Raw genomic sequence first — 20,415 nt, forward strand, 5'->3', positions numbered from 1 at the left:
TTTCAAATTTTTATAAATTCATTAAAATACTAAAAAATATATGTTAAAATATATCTATAAACTAGCCTTTTAGGAGATTTTATGAATACATTAACTAAAAATATTTTACTAAAAAAACTGGGTGGTCTAAATAATTCAAATTATCTATTGGAAATACAAAATTCAAAATATGTCTTAAGAATTCCAAGTAAAAATAATACTAATAATTTTTCAGATGAACATGATATTTTAAATATAGTTAATCCACTTAACATTTCTCCTGATATTCTTTACCACAATAAAGATACTGGAGTCTTATTAAGTGAATTTAAGAAGTCTATTAAAATCAATCTAGAATTTTATAATTCACCTATTTTCATTAATGACTTGATTTCTATATTAAAAAAACTACATGGCTTAAAATGTACTAATTACTTTAATCCTTTTAAGATAATTAATGAAAATATTAATTTTTTACTTAATTCAAATTTTAACTTTAATCATGACATAAATATATTAATGAAAAAGCTAAACTTATTAGAATATACTTTAACACAAAACATCCATTACGGATTATGTCATAATGATTTAAATATATCTAATATTTTATATAGTAAGGATTCTGTATATCTTATTGACTTTGAATTTTCTGGAATGGGAGATATTTTTTTTGACTTAGCTACTTTATCTTGGTTTTTAAATGATGAAATGAGAAATGAATTGATTAAAAATTATTTTGGAAACTACTCTTCATATCTAAAAGAAAAATTAGAAAACTACCTTTTTGTAGTTAAGTTTTGGAATGCAACATGGAGTTTTATAAAATCCATGAATAATAATTCTCACTATGACTATAAACTTGGGGGTAATATGATATTAGACGATTTAATAATAGCCTTATAAAATCGTCTAACTATCTTTATCTATATATAATTATTTATTTTCTTTTCATACTTTTGATAATAACCTTATTTTCTTTAGAGACCTTTAATGACTCACAAATCTTTTGTAATGTTTTATTATATGTAAAATTATCTAAACTATTTTTCCTTAAATATTTTATTGTTAATTCATCATATTTCACATAGCAAACTGATATTGCCCAAGCAACAGCCATTTTAACATAATATCCCTCATGTTTAATCTTATCTAATTTACTTAAAACTAATTTAATATAATCTTCTTCTATGTAATAATTAAGTAACATAACGATTGCAAATCTTACTTCAAATTCATTTTTAGACAAAATATATTTTTGTATAAATTCCCACACTTTTTCTTTGTTATTATTAGTGAATTTTAATCCATTACAAAAACTATCGCAAACAGACCAGTTATTAATCTTTGCTACATATTTTCTTATAACTTCTAAAATTTCGTCTATATCCACATCCTTAATGTATCCAACTACCATACCTTGTAGCATAATCTCTTCAAAGTAATAATCTCTTGGACTATTTAAGTAGCTTCTCCAATCATCCTTTGCTATTTCTTTTGCGATCCTTCTTAAATTTGGCAGTCTAACTCCAAGAATATTTTTAACTCCTGGTAAAAGCTTCGAAGAAAACTCTCTATAATTCTCTTCAGATAAATTTACTAGCTCTTGCCTAATCTTTAAATTAATCTCTTCACTAAGATTAACCTCCAAACTATCCCCTCCTATGACATATATTAATTCTATAAATGATTTTTACCTTCTATCTCTAACAATTTTTCTTTCATTTTTAAACCTCCTGCATATCCAACTAATTTCCCGCTTTTCCCTATAACTCTATGGCATGGTATTATTATTAATATTGGATTTTTATTATTAGCCATCCCTACAGCTCGAGCTGCCTTTGGATTTCCTATTTTTTCTGCTATTTCTTTATAAGTTACCTTTTGCCCATAAGGTATATTAATAAGTTCATTCCACACCTTACTTTGAAATTCTGTTCCTTCTAACTCTAATGGAATACTAAAATTCATTCTACTTCCAGATAAATACTCATTAAGTTGATTTAATGCCTCTTTGATTAGTTTAGTTTCTCTTATCTCTACATCATCTTCAAGTTTTAGCTTTTCTTTTGTATAAATATTTGTAATACCCCTTCCATTTTCAGCAATCCCAATTTCTCCAATTATAGTTTTATAGTAAAAAATACTTTTCATATAACTCCTTTCAAGTTTATTTCACAAATAAACTATTAATCATTTTATACGATAACTTCTAGGATTTATACCTTCAACTTTCTTAAAATTATCATAAAATGTTGATAAACTTTTAAAACCACATTCATAAGAAATTTCAATAATTGATTTATTAGTAGTTTTTAAAAGTTCTTTTGCTTTTTTTACCCTAAGTTTTGAGATATATACTCTAGGTGTTAAATTAAAAACTTTATTAAAAATTCTTAGTAAATGACTTTTTGCTATATGTAATTCTTCTATCTTAGAATTAATTAATTCTTCATCATAGTAATATTTATCATAAATATCCTTAATATTATTAGCAATATTAATACTAGGATTATATTCTATTAAATCAGGTCGGCACCTCTTACAAGGTCTAAATCCACCTTCAATTGCTCCTTGTGCTGTAGAGAAGAATATTACATTTTCCTTAACTGGATTCTTTGATTTACAAGATGGTCGGCAAAATATTTTCGTAGTTTTTACTCCATAAAAAAACTTTCCATCATATGTTGAATCATACTCTATAACAGCCTTCCATTTTTCCTCCTTTTTCATATATCTACCTCCAACAATAATTTAATATATTGTTTTAAAAACTTCTTACGGATTTTTATCTTCTAATTTTAACATAAAAAAGTATTGATTAACAAAAATCAATACTTTAAGCAGAATTATTCAATATATTTTAAGTGTCTATACTCAATATTTAACTTTAACGATAATTACTATTTTATATTAGTTAAGTCAAATAAATCTATGCAGCTACTTTAATAAAAGATTTCATATTTATATGGTATTCAATCTCTTTTTCAAGTTCTTTAGCTTGTTTAAAACCTACCCCTTTAAAAAGATTCTGAGATCTTTTATTACTCTTTTTAATTTTGGCTACGACATACTCAGCTCTCATATCAAAAAAAGCTACTTTTAAAGCTTCTAGCACTGCATTATGTCCTATCCCTTTGCCCCATAGATCTTTTTCACCTACTGCGATAACGACTTCTACGAATTCACTTTTAGGAACTAATCTTAAGAAGCCTATTGTTCCATATATATTTTTTATAGTAAAAAATCTACAATTATTATTAAAAAGATGAGTTAATATCGGCATGTTTACCCTATTTATAACGTTGATTAAATTTCTTTTTACATTAGTATCTTCATTTAAATAACTTATTATTTCCTCATCACTAAGCCAATTGCATATTTTCTCTGCATCAGATCTATACACTTCTTGACTAAGATTAATACTGTTTACTTCCACAAAGTACAACTCCTTAGCTCTATTATATAGTTTGCAAACTTTATGAATTAATAATTACTAGTAACAATCATATCTTACTATTATTATTAATATAAGTAAAAAGCAGTATTCTCTGTTGCTCAAGTTTAACTTGGCTTTCTTATTCTTTTCTCACTTTTCTATCACTTTGCCACAATGTTTATTTTTTCCATAAATAGTATTTAAATTCCATTTAAAGTTATTAAAAGTATTTTTTGGTAATATCATTATGCTTTATAAAGTGTTTTGCATAAATTTTTTAAAAATATTTTTTGTTCTTCATAATTTTTATATAATAATTCTGGATGCCATTGTACACCTAGAACAAATTTTTTATTATCCATATAAGCACTCTCTATTATTTCATCTTCACTTATTGCTGCTACTTTTAAATGTGTTGATAAATTCTTTATAGCTTGATGATGCATACTGTTTACTAATATTTCTTCTTTACCTGTAATATTAAATAATAATGAGTTTTCCTTTATTTTTACTTTATGGCTTGGTACATAATAAGGTTTATCTTGTTTATGAACACTTTCAATATTATTATTTTTTTCTATTTTTATATCTTGATATAACGTTCCCCCTAAATATACATTTAAAAGTTGGAAGCCCCTACATATGGCAAGTAATGGTTTATCAAGGTTTAGGACTTCATCTATTAATATCTGCTCAGTAGTGTCTCTGCCATTATTTATATTTCCACAATACTCTGCTCTTTTTTCATTATATATAGCAGGATTTACATCTTGTCCTCCAGTTATTACAAATCCATCAAATTTACTAACTATTCTTCTAATGTCATTTTCATTATCTATAATTGGCAATATAACAGGAATTCCACCTAAATCTGTAATCACATTTAAATAAGAGGGTAACATCCAAATACTGTCTCTATCATCATCAAAAAGTGCTGTAACTCCAATAATAGGTTTAGTCATAGTATCCTCTCCTTTCTATCATACGTTACTTTATTGTTTATATTATATGTCTTTCAATTGATAAATGAAACACTGCCAATAAATTCCTTGCATTAGCTTCTTCACTAAATTCAGTTATCTTTACACTAAATTCCATAAGTATTCAATTCATCTAGATACTTTTTATATCTCAATTTTATTTGATAATGACATAATATTCTTTTTTCTATAATCATCAATGTAATCTAAATATTCTTTTAGCTTTTCATGCCATTCTTTTTCACTTTCAGTCCCATAATCGCTATCTAAATCCTTATTACTTGGTAAATATTTTATTAATAACGCTATTTCAATATCCTCTAATGAATTAAAAACTTTATAAAATTCATGTTCAAAAATACAATCTGCTCCTAATACATCTACTAAATCCCTTAAGCTATGAATATCTTCTTTAATTATTTTTATTTTATCTTCTACAGTATTACAAGTTCTAATTTCTTCAGTTACATATCTAAATAAATTATTTTTAATACTTTTTCTGTCTTTATATTTTATAATATTTTCTTTTTCATTATTTGGAGTAATAAATATTTTGTCTATTTTATTTATATTAATTTCATGACTAATTTCTACAGAAATATTATTTAAATAATTTATTAATTCTTGATTATCTATAGAAAACTCGCTACAAATTTTTTCTATAGCCATTAATATATTATCTTTAAGTTGAGCTTCTGATAAATCTTTAAGTTTATACTCAATATATATTTTATCAGAAGAGGTTATTAATAAGTTCTTAGCACTTCTATTTAATAAAATAGATCCTATAGAGTTTGTTAATACAATTTTAAAAACATTTATTAATAGGTGATACGATTTTTTATCATATCCATTTAGTAATTCATCTATATCTTTGAAATTAAAATTAGAACAGAATAAATTTTCTAGATATAAATTTTTCAAATATCTCTCAATATATTCTACTCCAGCTAAATTTATTTCATAATTAGCTAACGGATAATCTATAGATCCGGGAACTTCATGACTTTCATATCTAAAATTATATTCCTTAAAAAACAAGGGAATTCCGTATTCCATAGTATCTATATAAGCATAATTTTTTATTAGTATTTTAGTCTTTGTTATATATTCTAGCAAAGTAGTGCATTCATTAAGTTTAACTTTTAAAAGCTTTTGCCCTTTATTAAATATCTCTTTGATATTATTCTTTTTAATTAAATCTATACTCTCAATAGCTTTAAAGTTGTTTTTCAAGAATAAACTTATTGTATAATATATAGATAAAAGTAAACTTTCTGCTACTTCTACTCTAACTGAAGTGCTTTCTCCCATTGTATAATAACCAACTAATTCTTTTAAAATGCCTATAATTTGAATTTGTATATTTTCAAATTGTTCTTTACTTAATAAATCATTTGAATAAGCATATTGTAATAAAGACTGAAAATAATATTCTTGACTTAATGATCCTTCTACTTTATCTGTATTCTTTATAATAAAATTCTTCACTATTTATCATCCTCTTCATCTTCATATTCATTCATACTTAAATAGTTTTTAACTCCATATTTTATATTATGGACAATATTATCTAGATATTTATACTTAAGAAGATCTAAGGAACCTTGGCACTCATTATCAAAATAATTTTTCATTAAATTTATTAAATCCTCATCACCTATTTCATCCATTGTTTCGTTTTTATAATAATAAAAAGTTTCTATTATATCATCTATAGTCTCAATATAGTTATATTGAGAAATATAAGGTGAATCACAAAAGGTTAATATAATCTTTTGAATTAGCTCTCCGCCTAATTCTATTCGGCCTGTTTTTATAAGTGATTCTTTTCTTGTCTGTAAAATTATATTTATATCTTCTGCTGAAAGCTTCAAACCATATTCTAAAGTTTTTTCATTACATTTTTGAACTTCTAAAAAAGTTTCTTTACTTACAAATAAATCTGAAATAGACACAATATTATTTTCCATAAATTAACCTCCAAAAATTTTATTTTTCCCTTGACTTATTTCTTTAAATGTGGTATGATTAAATTAATACACATTTTTATAATACCTAATTTTATCATTGTCTTTCAAAATAGTCAATGATATTTTTTATATACTTTTTTTTAATTTCTATAGTTAACTTTTCTAATCTTATATCATTTATATGTATGTTTTTTACTTTTATATAAAGGAGGGTACAAATGTTAAGTAATACGATTTTAAACAGTCTTAATGAACAAGTTAATTTTGAATTTTATTCATCTTATACTTATTTAGCTATGGCATCTTATGCTGAATCTATAGATCTAAGTGGATTTGCAAATTTCTTTAGAATTCAAGCAAAAGAAGAATTAGATCATGCAATGAAAATTTATGATTACATATTTCAAAAAAATGGTGTTGTTAAATTAAAAGAAATTATTAAACCTCAATCAGATTTTAATAGTTTAATTGATTTATTTGAAAGAGGATATAAACATGAGCAATTAGTAACTAGCAAAATTTATGAATTAGCTGATATGGCTTTTGAAGAAAAGGAACACGCAACTATTAGTCTACTTAAATGGTTTATTGATGAGCAAGTCGAAGAAGAAAATAATTTTAATACTTTATTAAAAAAGCTAAGAAGAGCTGAAGATAATCCTGCTGCTATATATATGATTGATGAAGAGCTTTCTAAAAGAGTCTACACACAACCAACAACTACTATTTAATAAAATATCTATAAATCGAGTAGGAGGAAAACAATTATTTTGTTTTCCGACCTCTCACACCACCGTACGTACCGTTCGGTATACGGCGGTTCATTAGAATTTAACGCATCATTTGATATGTTTGTGTTAGACTAATAAATCCTAGTGTTTCTAGGTATTTATTCGTTAAAGACTTGCTTAAAATCGGGCTGTTGGAAATTCTCCAATAGCCTTTTCTTGTATTTGCATATTCCCATGCTTTGTATTTATTAATTCCTAGTTTAACTAGATTTCTTTGTTTAGTGCTAATCTTCTTCCATTGTTTCCATATGCAAGCTCTTAGTCTTCTTCTAATCCATTTATCTAGTTCCACTAGCTTTCCGCGTGCGTTAGCAATTCCATAGTAATTAATCCATCCTCTTGTACTTTGATTTAATTTTAATAACCTGTATTCCATGCTAATTCCTTTATTTCTGTTAGTATAGAATTTAACCTTTTCCTTAAATCTCTTTATGGATTTCTCATGGATTCTTATTTCTGCTCCGCTTTTCGAAAAGTAAAACGAAAATCCTAAAAACTTTCGTTTAGATACAAAGTCTACTGCACTTTTAACCTTATTTACTTTGAGTTTTAAATTATTTTCAATTATATTGGTCATAGATTTCATTACTCTAAGCCCTGCTCTTTTGCTTTTGACATATACGTTATTATCATCTGCATATCTGCAAAACTTGTGACCTCGTCTTTCAAGTTCTTTATCCAATTCATCTAACATTATATTTGCTAATAATGGACTTAACGGACCACCTTGTGGTGTCCCTTCTTCACTTGCTACCGAAACCCCATTAATAAGAATTCCGCTTTTAAGGTATTTTCTTATTAATGATAATAACCTTTTGTCTTGTATCTTCTTTTCAAGTTTATTCATGAGAATATCATGATTGACTTTATCAAAGAATTTCTCTAAATCCATATCTACGACCCATCTATTTCCTTGGTTTATATATTGTTTTGATTTCGTTATGGCGTCCTTTGCTCCTCTGCGAGGACGGAATCCAAAACTATTTTCAGAAAATAAAGGTTCATATATTTTAGATAATACCTGAGCAATTGCCTGTTGAATCAATCTATCTTGTACAGTTGGTATCCCTAATAGTCTAATTCCACCATCTGGTTTGGATATTTCTTTTCTCCTTACAGGTGACGGATTATATTTATTTTCTAGTATTTTGGCTTTAATGGTTTCCCAGTGTTTCTTGATATGCTCACGAAGTTTATCGGTCTTCATTCCATCAACACCGTGACTCCCTTTATTACTAACTACTCTTTTAAGTGCTAAGAGCATATTATTTCTTTCTAGAACTTCTTCAAGTAATCTACTAGTATCAAATGCTCCATCGTTTACGCTTTCCCTATTTGGTAAAACCATAGAATTGCTCGGCACCTTTGATTTACCTTGAAGTTCCACTTCTACTTCCATCACTTGGCCTCTATATTGAGTTTTCTGCTTTCTATGTAATTTCTTTGATTTATCCAAAGTTGTAAACCTCCTAACGTTCAGTCCTTCATCCGCTATCGCGATTAGCGGAGTTACTATGACTTCTGCTGACTTCTGCTAGTTCAGCTATATATCACTATATAGGTTGTATCCTAGAAATTTAATTCTTATGATACTTATCTATCAGATCTCCCCAGGTAAGAACACGCACTTTCACCTCATCCATCTGCTACATTTACTTAAACTATTTCGGATAGTTATAGGGCTTTACTTTGTTTTGCAAGTTTACCCATAGCTTTAAGCCTCAAATGTAATTCGTGTACCTCAGACCAAGGCTTTGCCGCCGACTTCCTTCAGATTCCACCTCACGATGGACACCCTTGTCTTAGGCTAATGGTTGGCACTATCAGCCCCCATTACGGACTTTCACCGATTAGTACGTGCCCATGCTGGGCACACAAAAAATAGGAGCGCTCCTTTTAGGACGCTCCTATTTAAATATAAGAAAGTATAAAGGTTTTTGAAATTTAGGTAATTTCTTTATACCACGACTTTATCATTTCAATGTATAAAAACAGTTTCACTTTATACTTTCCTACCTTTACTTTTCAAGTGGCAATATTAAGTTTATATTGACTTGAAGTGAAAGCAGACCATGAATAAACTTACTCTCTTAGCCTACTTTATTTTATTTAATATTTCAATTCTTTTAGCTTCATATTCAATCTCGCTTATAATTCCATCATCTCTTAGCGATTTTAATTTTCTTAATTTCTCTTCAAAGTCTAATTCTTTTTCTTGATTTATATTATTTTCAAAATTTCTATCATGGTATCCATCTGATTCTATATAAATTTCTTCACTTGGTATTCCTTTTTCACTAAATACATTTATACCATTAGTTATAGTTATTCCAACTGCCATGGATGTCCAAAAAAATCCGAATAGTCCAAATTGAGGTATTACTATAAATATACCTATTAAAACAAATATTATTCCACCTATAAACCCTGGAATAGAAGCTTGCCTACTAGGCTTAATTTTAATATTTTTTCTCATAACTTATACCTTACCCTTATATTATTCTATTACATTATAGCATTTTAAAAGGATTTTATCATAAGCTTTTAATATAAAATCTACTCTATCCATATATATTAAGTATTTATTAAATACCCTAATATTAGAAACCTTTTTTTATTACTTCATCAAAAATATATTCGTATATATATATCTTATGAGAAAAAGACATTACTGTAGATCTAACAACTTCCGATTCTCTAGTAACTCTTCTTGCAGAACTAGGTTCAGAAAAATTTCTTGTATCAAAAACAGCCTTTAGAGACTTTTCTAGTTCTACACAAAAAAAGTCATACGCTTCTTCTATAGGGCAAGTATTTATTTGACCTCTTATTAAATTACATATTTCTTGTATAGTAAAAACCTGCTTTAATATACAAACTATAATTAAATATGCTAGATGCTTTTCATTATATTTTTTATCTTTTGGAGGAGAAACTACCTTTTGCTTAACATAATTATTAAGCATTGTCGGAGTAATTAGCCTTTCACTATGTCTTACATTAATTCCTTTTAATACATTTTCTATATATTCAATAACTTGCTCCTTATATAGTGGAACTTTAGGGAGTTCATTGTATCTTGGACAATGGAATTCTAAAATATTCCTCATTAGATTCTCACTTTTCCCTTTATTCATATTTCTTCTCCTATGAATCAATTATTTTAATAAATCATGCTTTTTTATTACTTGTATAGCAACACAACCTGGACCTCCTTGTGTTGTAAATACAGGACTTAGCAACTTAATTTCTATTTCTATATTTTTAATTGCTTCTAATATAATTTCCTTAGCTTCATGTGCTAAATCTTCTTTGCAGGCATGAGAAATATAGATTTTATAACTAGAATCAATATTCCATTCTAAAAAAGCTTCACTTATCTTTTTCATAGCTTTTTTATATGTACGTTTAGTAGCAAATTTTATAAGAGATTTACAATCTTCTGCTAAAGTCATAACCGGTACTAATTTTATTGCACTACCAATTTTACCAACTATAGATGATATCCTGCCCCCTCTTACTAAAAAGTCAAAATCGTGCGGAATTAAAAATGATTTTGATGTTTCGATAATTTCTTTTAATTCTTTTACTATTTCATCTTTTGTATAACTAGCTTCTGAAAGCTTTACTGCTAAATCTACCAAATATCTATGTGGTCCACATAAAGTTTTAGAATTTATAACCTCTATACGGTCTGGATTGTTATCCATATTTTTTGCCATGCATGCTGAATTATATGTACCTGACAGACCATCTGCCATAGAAATATTTATTATTTCATCATCTGGATATTTACTATATATATCTAGAACTTCTCCAATAGATGGTTGAGATGACTTAGGAATATGTCCTTGGTTTATTATATCAATAAAGTCTTCTGTATTAATGTCTTCATATTCTCTATATGTTTTATTATTAATGCTAACTGTAAGTGGTGCAATATCGATTTTATTAGCTTGTCCTTCTTTGATAGAATAAAGAGTTGATGAATCTGATACAATTTTAATCATATTTTATCTCCAATTTCGTATATTAATCTAATATATATAGTTTTTAAAACTATATGTTTCAGATTAACATACTAAGTTATTGATGTCAATGATAATTATGTAAACATTTTAATAATTCCTTCTAAACTATACTATTTATCTTAATTTAATTGATGAAAATAAAATCAATTATTAAAAACTTATTTAAGCTAATATAGAAATTGTATCAACTTTCCCAGTTTAATAATAAATACTACCTTTTATCAATTTGTCATAATATTCTATATTTTTCTTTAATACTTCGATATTAAATCTATATTTTATTACCAAATCATTACTTTTCACATTTTGATTTTATTTTGCTTATTAAGTAAACTCATTGTAATAAACCAAAGGAGGATGATGCATATGTGGGGCTTTGAAATTAAGCTCTAGGTGTGGTTGCATAAATATCTCATATTTATAAGTACAATCACCTTAACTTTATAGAGCTTAATGATTATTATCAAATATAAAGTTAATGAAAGAGGTATTTATTATGTCAAATTTAGCATTTAAAGTATATGAAAGAAATGTAAAGACAAATCAAAGTAAATTAAGAAAAACTGGTCAAATTCCAGGGATAATATATGGAGAGTTCCTTGATAATACTATTCCTATAAAAATGTGTAATGCAGAACTTAGAAGAATGCTTAGAAAAAATAATAGTGGATCTATTATAGAAATTGAATTAGATAATAAAAAATTTAATTGCGTGGTTAAAGATGTTCAGAAAAATAATCTACATGAAATATTACATGTAGATTTTCAATATATTAAACCAAATGAAGTTATAAAAATGAGAATTCCTATTAAAATTATTGGACAAGAAAATTTAGAATCTAAGAGATTGACATTGGAAACTCATAATTTGTTTATAGATTTACAAGGAAATGTTGAAAAAATTCCTGAATCAATCGAAATTAATGTTGCTGATATGAAAGCTGATGATAAAGTATTTATTGAAGATATTGTTATTCCACAGGAAATAACAATTTTAACTGATTCTAAAACTTTATTGGCTGTTGTAAGTAGCCAAATTGTTTAGTTCTATAGTTTATTTATAAAAAAAAAGCTATACACTGCACTGTATAGCTTTTTCCATGGCAAAATATACTTTAATTTTAAGAAGTATGAACCGTACAATATTGCTAGAATAATTAACAAAATGACTATCTAGAATAAAACTCAACTATTAGATTTTCATTGATCATTATTGGTAATTCATTTCTTTGTGGATATCTAGTATAAACAGCCTTAAATTCATCTAAGTTAGATTCAATATAAGGTAAAGTATTTACATGAGCTTTTATGTTTTCAATATAGTTTGGAGATTTTCGTGCTTTTTCTGTTAATGAGATATTTGTTCCTGGTTCTACCTTATATGATGGAATATCAACTTTGTTTCCATTAACTAAGATATGTCCATGATTGACCATTTGTCTTGCTGCCCTAATAGAATTAGCAAAACCCATTCTGTATACAAGATTATCTAGTCTTGATTCCAATCTTATTAATAAAGCTTCTCCTGTTGTGCCTTCTTTAGTTTTAAAAGCATCTTCAACATATTTTCTAAATTGTTTTTCTAAAACCCCATAGTAAGCTCTTAATCTTTGCTTTTCTAATAGTCTAACTCCATATTCAGATAATTTTTTATCTGCTCTACTTGTTCCCTTAACAGCTCTATTCATAGCTTTTGGATGTCCTGAAACATTTAAGCCAAGTCTTCTACACTGTTTAAATCTTGGGCCTCTTTCTCTAGCCATGGTTTTCCTCCTCTTTAAAATTAAATTATGGGATAATAATATCACACTTCTTTAATAATTGAAAATAATTATCATTTGATTCTAAGACGATTATATTAATTTATTTTTATTTTTCTTGTATTTACTCACTAATTGATAATATTTATCAATTATTTCATTTAATTTAGTAATCCTTAAATCTTTATTTTATCACTACTATCATGTTAATAACTTATTATATTTAATCATTTTTATTTTTTAAACAATCTTCAGGATTTAACTTTACTCTTTTCCATTTTCCATTACTATCTTGAATATATTGAGCTACTTCTACATCATAGTCATTAGTTAAAGTATAAAATTGTATTTTATAGTTTTTATTATCATTTCCAAGGAAATATAAATTCTTGATATATCCATTCACTTCTGTTTTGTTCATCTCTTTAATAAACTTGCACCAATCTCCGTATTCTATTTGAACTTTTGATTCTGCATCATATACCCATCCGTGATATGGCGCACAAAGATAATTTTCGGGTGTTATGTTTATATTAGATATCTTATATTCATTTTTTATTTTACTCAACTCTATAAATCCATAATAATAAGTAAAACTGGCAACATTATTTTCTAAAGCTTGTATTGCTTCTATTTCATAAAAGTATTTAATATCATCATTATCACTTGGTACTTCTCTAAATTTTATTAAGCTTATATGAAATATATTAGAAAATGAATCTTTGTATTTTTTGAAACTTATCTTCGCTTTATATTCATCATCAAAAAGGTTATAAGCTATTTTATAAGGCTTATCCCCATCCCCTAATGAACCGCAGCCTATATATTTACCATTCACAGGATTAGCTGCTTCTCTTAATAAAGAAAAGTAATTTAAAATTGTATTCTCTGGACTATTTATGAATTTCATTGGTATTGATATATCATTGAATTTATTATCATAATAATTATTAATAAGTTCATTAATTTCTTCGTTGTTATTTAATACAGGAAGTTTTGATGGTCTAAAGTATTTTTCATTATCCAATACATTCACTACTTCCTTTTCATGTTGTTCTTCTAGCTTTTCATTTATGAGAAATGCTCCAACAATAAAATCCCTTTTATTATTTAGTATTACGTATTTATAAAATATAAGCCCAAAACATAATAAAACTAATAAAAATAATAAAAAATAACTTTTTCTCTTCTTAATATAAATTATCATTAACATACTCTCCATTTAATATACTTACTAAATATATTATTATGTTTATTCTATTAATATATTAAAATTACTTAATCTATGAAAAAAACTATGACTACCACTGTAATCATAGCTTTTTAATCTAATTACTTTTATTTTCAACATTACTTTTCTTGTTCAAATCAATAAAAGCTTTCTCATCTTCCATCACTTTATTTAAAGCTCTTATAAATAATTCAGTAGGTTGAGCTCCTGATACTGTAAATTTTTCATTAAGTATAAAGAATGGTACTGCATTTATTCCATAACGTCCTGCTAACTCTTCGTCACTTCTTACGCAATCACTATATTTATTAGTATTTAATATACTTATAGCTTCTTCTTTATTTAAGCCAATACTTTTTGCTATTTCAGCTAAAGTATTAAAATCACTTACATTTCTAGAGTCTGTAAAATATGCTTTGAATAAAGCTTCTGTCATTTCTTCCATTTTTCCATGCTCTTTAGCAAAATGGATCATTCTATGAGCATCAAAAGAATTTGTTGGTATTAAGGTATCAAAATTATATTCTAATCCCAGCTCTTTTGCTTGACTTACTATATTATCATTATTTAACTTAGCTTCTTCATAGGTAATTCCATACTTACTAGAAATAAGTTCATGTATATTTTTATCATTATGTTTTGATGCATTAGGGTTTAGTTCAAAACTACGATATATAACTTCTACCTCTTCCTTTTTATCAAAACTTTCCAAAGCTGCTTCAAATTTACGTTTTCCTATATAACAAAATGGACAAAATATATCTGACCAAATTTCAACTTTCATTTTTATTCCTCCTTACTATGCAAAATAATTTACTACTTTAATAAATTTATTATTAATTACATCCAACTTATTTCCGCAATTTTTCTTGGTGTTGTTCTTAAATATTTTATATTAGGATATCCAATAACCATACAAGTTACGATTTGTTTACTTTCATCTAATCCTAAATAATCCATTATCTTTTTATTCCCTTGTGCTGCCCTTATAAAGAATCCACTAAAGAACGTTCCAAGTCCCAAAGCATTAGTCATAAGTTCCATATTTGAAGATGCAAGTGCACCATTTACTTGAGAGTTAGATATCACAAGTACTACTGCTGGTGCATTAAAGAATACTCTGTCTCCCTTTTTAGGATTTACTTTATAATCTTCATACATTTTTACCCACATTTCTGCATAAGTTTTAAATTTTATAGTTTCTTCATTTAAGTTATTTAGTAATTCTTGTCCCATTTGACTTAAACTTTCCAAGATCATTTCTCTTAGTTTATCAATTCCATTTTTTATAACCACATAAGAAACATCTTGACTATTACTTCCTGTTTGAGTAAATCTACCAGCTTCTATTATTTTTTGAAGTTTTTCATTTTCTACATCTTTATCTTTAAAATTTCTTATACTTCGTCTAAACTTAATGAAATTAAGTAAATTTTCTTCATTGACTTCAAACTCTTCTTTATTGTATTCCTTCACATCTTCCATTTTATATTCATTTGTTGAAACTGCATTCCTAGGACAAACCGCTATACAGTGTCCGCATTTAATGCACGTTATATTATTTATATTTGCTTTTCCATTAACTAGATTTATATCTCTTACAATACAATCATTAACACATAAACTACATCCAATACATTTTTCTTTATCTACTTTCATCATAATATATTCCCCACTTTATTTTGACATAACTATAAATTAATTTTATAATTATTTTATATTATTAGTTTAATTCAAAAGCTTATATTGTGATTATATCATCCAAAAGTTACATATGTCTAATTGATATTTTTCATAAAATCATAACTAATAGTTATAGTTATTATACTATCAATATAACTTGAAAAATGCTTATGTTATTTAATTAAGGAGAATAAAATGAATCTACAACAATTAGAGTACTTTAAAACAATAGCACAAACCGAAAACTTTACAACTGCATCTAATTTGTTATCAGTAAGTCAACCTGCCTTAAGTAAAGCAATTTCAAAACTTGAAGAAGAATTAGAAGTTCCTTTATTTGAAAAGAATGGTCGTAACATTAAGCTTACACGATTCGGAAAAATGTTTTTACTTCATACAAATGCAGCTTTACTTGAAATAAATAAAGGTATAAAAGAATTAAAGGAAATAACAAATCCTAATACAGGCAGTATTTCTATTTCATCTACCTCTAGCATAGGAACATATTTTATGCCTTTTATAATAAGTGATTTCTTGAATAAAAATCCTAATACTAAATTTCAATTTAATCATGAATCAGTACAAAATATAATATGCGATTTAAAATCTAGAAAAATAGACTTAGGATTTTATGAATGTATAGAAAATATCATTATACCTTCTGAAATTGAATCAATCCCCATAAGAAAAGAAGAATATGTATTAATAGTTCCCAAAAATCATTATCTTTCAAATAAATCTAAAATATCCTTAAAAGAATTAGCCAATGAATCTTTTGTTGCCTTTTGCATAGATAATAAAGATAAGATGATTTCATACTCTGAGTTCTTAGGTTATATTCCTAAAATATCAATAAGACCTAGTGAAGCAAGTATGTTGGAGGGATTAGTAGCGGCAGGTGCGGGAATATCTATAGTTCCTAATACACCTATTATAAACACAAACGTTGTTTCTATATTAAAAATAGAAGAGAAGATTAAAGATAAAACGATTTATATGGGATGGCTTAAAAATGCTTATATGTCACCTATAGCAAAAATATTTAAGGAATTTGTAATTTCAACTCTTTAAAATAGTATATATGTGGCTTTAGATATAACTAAAGTAGTATATAACATTATTATATTATATACTACTTTTTCTTCTAATAATTATTCAATTGTATGACCTGTATTCTCTATACAGCTTTTTATACTTTGCTGTGTAGCTGGTTTATTATAAATAACTTCTACAGAGCCTCTTGACATATCAACACAAACTTGATTAACACCTTCAACCTTTTCTAATGAGTTTTTTAACTGTGTTTTCATATTTTCATTAGCTATTCCATTTACCTTACAATGTAATCTTTCCATTCTATATCTCCTTTCAAAATTGATACAAATATAGTATGTTCAAAATACATTCATATATATTCTATAGCTCTTAACAATTAATCTTTTATTCTTACTTAGTATTATTCAAATTGTATAATATTTTTATGATTTTAATGCAATTTATTATAATATTACATTTATTAATTGATAATTAATCCAATTCCTGGTATAATCATCATTGTTTTAAGATTTTATATGAAAGGGGTATTTAATATGAAAGATAAACTACTTTTAGGACTTGCTGAATTAACACAGTTAAATCCTATCAATAAGAAAGAGGCCTTATTTGGATTATATAGAGATTATAATGTTTCAATTAACTCAATTAATTATATATATTATATTGATTTTCCTATAAAGCTTACTAATGAATCTGAGGTAGATAATATTAATTCTTTTCTTAATGGTTTAAAAAAGGAATTTAAAAAGCTTAATTATGCTTCTTATAAACCTTACAGCATTCAACTTCAATATAATCCAGGCTATAAAAAATATAGAAATCCAGAAATAATATTATCTATATTAAATAAACTCATAGATTTTTCTGTTATGAACAACTTAGTTACTTCTTGTAGCTCTTGTGGAGAAAACATAGAAGTTTCACCATTTTTACTAGGTGCTAATATCATTCCTTGTTGTAAGAACTGTCAATTTGAAATTAAAAATACTATTAGTGAAAATCAAAATAGCGTTCGAAATAAGGGTAACAATATTATCGGTGGAATAGTTGGTGGATTTATAGGTGCTCTACTTGGTTCAATAGTTTGGATATTAATATATCAAATGAATTATATAGCCGCAATTGCTGGACTAGCTATTGCCATATGTTGCATTAAGGGGTATCAATTACTTGGTGGAAAGCTAAATATAACAGGTGTTATTATTACTTCTATAATCACTATTATAATGGTTTATGTAGCAAATCATATTTCACTAGCCATAGACATATACTCTGAATTTAAAAGTTTTTACGAAATAACATTCTTTGATGCATTAAGATCTGTCCCAGATTTTCTATCAGAACCTTCAATTAGAAGTGAGTTTATGAAAAACTTATTTATTGGTTATCTTTTAACATTTATAGGTTCAGCATCATATATTAAAAAGTCTTATAAAGAATTTAACTATAAAATAGAAGCTGAAGAATTAGAGTTGTAAAAAATTTTATATGTAAGTTTTGTTATTCTCTGGTTTCACTCAAAGTTAACGTAAACTTACATATTAGCATTTACCAACTGAAGGAATAAATAAGGCTGTTGAAAATCAACAGCCTTATATTATATTCTTATGTATTTATTATGAATTTTTCATTATTACGCTTTCAACTAGATTCGCCGCACTTTCACAAGCATCACAACATCTTTCAAAGTACTTAAATGTATCAGTCCAAGTCATTAATTCAATAGGATCCTTTGAACTAGTATATAAATTTCTTATACAACTAGTATATAATTTATCTCCTTCTTCTTCTAAATCATTAATATTTATTATTAACTTATTTATTGACGTAGACTTTTTATAATTATAAAATTCTTTCATTAATCCTTTTAATGCATCACAATTTTTTATGATTACATTAGAAAATTCTAAAGCTTCTTCTCTTAAACTAATTATATTAAACATATAAATTCTAGCTAATATATCTTCTATAGCATCTGTTACATTATCAATTTCATGAGCTAATTCTATTATATCTCCTCTTTCAATTGGAGTAATAAATTCTTTAGCTAATTTATTCATCATTTCATGTTTTTTTATATCTGCTGTATGTTCAATTTCATGCATTTCATCTATTTTGTTCTTTATTATATTTATATCAAAATTAGACAAAGTTTCATTAAGCAGACTAGCTGCGCTACAAGAATAATCAACTAATTCTGCTAACATTTCGAAATAATTATTTCCCTTTTTATTTGCCATTTTTAACTCTACTCCTTTAGGTGTAAAAATTTTTTTTATATTTATATGTATGTTTTAATCAATCTTTTAAACAATTAACATAATATAATATTAATTGCCATTAAAACTTATACGCTAAAAAATTCCAATAAATAATTTTGCCATTAAAAATCCAATAAGACCACAACCTGGGAAGGTAAGAATCCACGTCCAAAGCATTTCCTTAACTACTCCCCAATTTACTGAGCTTAATCTTTTCGCTGCTCCAACTCCCATTATAGAAGTGGTTTTAGTATGAGTAGTACTTACAGGTATTCCTGTTACTGATGAAACCAAAAGACATGCAGCAGCTGCTAAATCAGCTGAAAATCCCTGGTATTGCTCTAATTTAACCATATCCATACCTACTGCTTTTATTATCTTATATCCACCAATAGATGTTCCTAATCCCATAACCAAAGAACAAAGTATCATTAGCCAAATTGGAATAACAAAATTTTCAACGCTACCTTGACCATTAGCTAAAAATATTCCAAGCATAAATACTCCCATAAACTTTTGTCCATCCTGTGCACCATGCATAAATGCCATTGCTGCACCTCCAGCAATTTGTGAACCTTTAAAGAAGCTACTAGTTTTTTTACGATCAACTCCACGGAATATAATTTCTATTAATTTCACAGTAAGCCATCCCATAGCAAATCCTAATCCAGTAGAAAGTACTAATCCATAAACTACCTTTATCCATTCCCCTCCATTGATACCGCTAAATCCACCTTGAAGGGCAATTGCAGCTCCTGATATACCAGCTATTAAAGCATGACTTTCACTTGTTGGAATTCCAAAATACCATGCTGCTGTTGCCCATACTACAATTGCAAACAATGAAGCACATAAAGCAACTAAGGCGTTTCCAGAATCACCTCCGAAGTCTACCATATTATATATTGTCATTGCTACATTAGCATTTATCATAGTCATTACAAAAACCCCAAGGAAATTAAAAATAGCTGCCATTAAAATTGCAGAACGAGGTCCTATTGCACGAGTCGATACACATGTAGCTATAGCATTTGGCGCATCTGTCCATCCATTTACTAAAATAACTCCTAAAGTTAAAATTACAGTTATTAATAATGCCGGATTTTCTACTACTTGTCTTAAAAATTCAAAAAAAGAAATAGTCATTAAATATCTCCTTCCAATACATTAACCATTATTTATAATATAGAAAACTTTTATTTATAATATAATAAATATGTAATTATATTATATG

23 protein-coding genes are annotated in these 20,415 nt (G+C 26.5%); 5 read left to right on the forward strand and 18 right to left on the reverse strand.

All coding sequences use genetic code 11. The features are described from left to right. Positions 1-81 precede the first annotated feature (81 nt). On the forward strand, positions 82-882 hold the full coding sequence (locus tag A500_RS17595) for a choline kinase family protein (RefSeq protein ID WP_016208924.1): 801 nt from the start codon (positions 82-84) through the stop codon (positions 880-882). 34 nt (positions 883-916) lie between these two features. Here the strand turns inward: A500_RS17595 and A500_RS17600 are convergent, their stop codons facing one another. The 7 genes from A500_RS17600 to A500_RS17630 all read right to left on the reverse strand — a co-directional run bounded on the left by A500_RS17600 (position 917) and on the right by A500_RS17630 (position 6,368). Then, a complete protein-coding gene (locus tag A500_RS17600) occupies positions 917-1,603 on the reverse strand; it encodes a DNA alkylation repair protein (protein WP_040437130.1) in 687 nt (228 codons plus the stop codon). A gap of 53 nt (positions 1,604-1,656) precedes the next feature. Next, positions 1,657-2,130: a methylated-DNA--[protein]-cysteine S-methyltransferase gene (locus A500_RS17605; protein WP_016208926.1), complete on the reverse strand. Its 474-nt coding sequence runs from the start codon at positions 2,128-2,130 to the stop codon at positions 1,657-1,659. A 39-nt stretch (positions 2,131-2,169) separates the two neighbouring features. Next, positions 2,170-2,709: a bifunctional transcriptional activator/DNA repair enzyme AdaA gene (locus A500_RS17610; protein ID WP_016208927.1), complete on the reverse strand. Its 540-nt coding sequence runs from the start codon at positions 2,707-2,709 to the stop codon at positions 2,170-2,172. Positions 2,710-2,908: 199 nt separating this feature from the next. Then, entirely contained in the window at positions 2,909-3,415 is a 507-nt protein-coding gene (locus A500_RS17615; RefSeq protein WP_016208928.1) for a GNAT family N-acetyltransferase, read from the reverse strand. 245 nt (positions 3,416-3,660) lie between these two features. Next, positions 3,661-4,377 (reverse strand): gamma-glutamyl-gamma-aminobutyrate hydrolase family protein, encoded by a 717-nt coding sequence (locus A500_RS17620; RefSeq protein ID WP_016208929.1) that lies wholly within the window; start codon positions 4,375-4,377, stop codon positions 3,661-3,663. A 162-nt stretch (positions 4,378-4,539) separates the two neighbouring features. Then, the gene (locus A500_RS17625) at positions 4,540-5,886 is read right to left on the reverse strand and encodes a DUF6179 domain-containing protein (RefSeq protein WP_016208930.1); all 1,347 of its coding nucleotides are present in this window, start codon (positions 5,884-5,886) and stop codon (positions 4,540-4,542) included. Continuing rightward, entirely contained in the window at positions 5,886-6,368 is a 483-nt protein-coding gene (locus A500_RS17630; RefSeq protein WP_016208931.1) for a DUF6323 family protein, read from the reverse strand. Before A500_RS17630 ends, A500_RS17625 begins: the two co-directional genes overlap by 1 nt. A 218-nt stretch (positions 6,369-6,586) precedes the next feature. Between A500_RS17630 and A500_RS17635 the strand changes: the two genes are divergently transcribed. After that, positions 6,587-7,099: a ferritin gene (locus tag A500_RS17635; protein WP_016208932.1), complete on the forward strand. Its 513-nt coding sequence runs from the start codon at positions 6,587-6,589 to the stop codon at positions 7,097-7,099. 100 nt (positions 7,100-7,199) lie between these two features. On the opposite strand, the gene ltrA is transcribed toward A500_RS17635, so the two are convergent. From ltrA to A500_RS17655, 4 genes are all read right to left on the reverse strand, one after another. Continuing rightward, positions 7,200-8,615 (reverse strand): group II intron reverse transcriptase/maturase, encoded by a 1,416-nt coding sequence (ltrA, locus tag A500_RS17640; RefSeq protein ID WP_016208933.1) that lies wholly within the window; start codon positions 8,613-8,615, stop codon positions 7,200-7,202. Between the two features lie 639 nt (positions 8,616-9,254). Continuing rightward, positions 9,255-9,635 (reverse strand): SHOCT domain-containing protein, encoded by a 381-nt coding sequence (locus tag A500_RS17645; RefSeq protein ID WP_016208934.1) that lies wholly within the window; start codon positions 9,633-9,635, stop codon positions 9,255-9,257. Positions 9,636-9,759: 124 nt separating this feature from the next. Beyond that, positions 9,760-10,296 (reverse strand): DUF1836 domain-containing protein, encoded by a 537-nt coding sequence (locus A500_RS17650; RefSeq protein ID WP_016208935.1) that lies wholly within the window; start codon positions 10,294-10,296, stop codon positions 9,760-9,762. A gap of 21 nt (positions 10,297-10,317) precedes the next feature. Beyond that, complete coding sequence (locus tag A500_RS17655) at positions 10,318-11,169, reverse strand: DegV family protein (RefSeq protein ID WP_016208936.1); 852 nt, start codon at positions 11,167-11,169, stop codon at positions 10,318-10,320. A 517-nt stretch (positions 11,170-11,686) separates the two neighbouring features. Between A500_RS17655 and A500_RS17660 the strand changes: the two genes are divergently transcribed. Next, complete coding sequence (locus tag A500_RS17660; RefSeq protein WP_016208937.1) at positions 11,687-12,235, forward strand: 50S ribosomal protein L25; 549 nt, start codon at positions 11,687-11,689, stop codon at positions 12,233-12,235. Positions 12,236-12,359: 124 nt separating this feature from the next. Here the strand turns inward: A500_RS17660 and rpsD are convergent, their stop codons facing one another. The 4 genes from rpsD to A500_RS17680 all read right to left on the reverse strand — a co-directional run bounded on the left by rpsD (position 12,360) and on the right by A500_RS17680 (position 15,843). Next, the gene (gene rpsD / locus A500_RS17665) at positions 12,360-12,953 is read right to left on the reverse strand and encodes a 30S ribosomal protein S4 (protein WP_016208938.1); all 594 of its coding nucleotides are present in this window, start codon (positions 12,951-12,953) and stop codon (positions 12,360-12,362) included. Positions 12,954-13,173: 220 nt separating this feature from the next. Continuing rightward, positions 13,174-14,157: a hypothetical protein gene (locus A500_RS17670; protein ID WP_016208939.1), complete on the reverse strand. Its 984-nt coding sequence runs from the start codon at positions 14,155-14,157 to the stop codon at positions 13,174-13,176. Positions 14,158-14,278: 121 nt separating this feature from the next. Continuing rightward, positions 14,279-14,965, reverse strand: coding sequence for a DsbA family oxidoreductase (locus tag A500_RS17675; protein ID WP_016208940.1), 687 nt, complete (start codon positions 14,963-14,965; stop codon positions 14,279-14,281). A gap of 56 nt (positions 14,966-15,021) precedes the next feature. Beyond that, positions 15,022-15,843 (reverse strand): nitroreductase family protein, encoded by an 822-nt coding sequence (locus A500_RS17680; RefSeq protein WP_016208941.1) that lies wholly within the window; start codon positions 15,841-15,843, stop codon positions 15,022-15,024. A 216-nt stretch (positions 15,844-16,059) separates the two neighbouring features. Between A500_RS17680 and A500_RS17685 the strand changes: the two genes are divergently transcribed. After that, positions 16,060-16,935, forward strand: coding sequence for a LysR family transcriptional regulator (locus A500_RS17685; protein WP_016208942.1), 876 nt, complete (start codon positions 16,060-16,062; stop codon positions 16,933-16,935). A gap of 80 nt (positions 16,936-17,015) precedes the next feature. Here A500_RS17685 and A500_RS17690 read toward each other — a convergent pair whose 3' ends face one another. Continuing rightward, complete coding sequence (locus A500_RS17690; RefSeq protein ID WP_016208943.1) at positions 17,016-17,219, reverse strand: heavy-metal-associated domain-containing protein; 204 nt, start codon at positions 17,217-17,219, stop codon at positions 17,016-17,018. Between the two features lie 234 nt (positions 17,220-17,453). Between A500_RS17690 and A500_RS19765 the strand changes: the two genes are divergently transcribed. Further along, positions 17,454-18,398, forward strand: a complete 945-nt coding sequence (locus A500_RS19765; RefSeq protein WP_051993196.1) for a hypothetical protein — start codon at positions 17,454-17,456, stop codon at positions 18,396-18,398. Positions 18,399-18,536: 138 nt separating this feature from the next. Here A500_RS19765 and A500_RS17700 read toward each other — a convergent pair whose 3' ends face one another. Next, positions 18,537-19,160, reverse strand: coding sequence for a DUF47 domain-containing protein (locus A500_RS17700; RefSeq protein WP_016208944.1), 624 nt, complete (start codon positions 19,158-19,160; stop codon positions 18,537-18,539). A 114-nt stretch (positions 19,161-19,274) separates the two neighbouring features. Beyond that, a complete protein-coding gene (locus A500_RS17705) occupies positions 19,275-20,327 on the reverse strand; it encodes an inorganic phosphate transporter (RefSeq protein WP_016208945.1) in 1,053 nt (350 codons plus the stop codon). Between the last annotated feature and the right edge of the window lie 88 nt (positions 20,328-20,415).

It is taken from the genome of Clostridium sartagoforme AAU1 (assembly GCF_000401215.1).
In the GTDB taxonomy this organism is placed as follows: Bacteria; Bacillota; Clostridia; order Clostridiales; family Clostridiaceae; genus Clostridium; species Clostridium sartagoforme.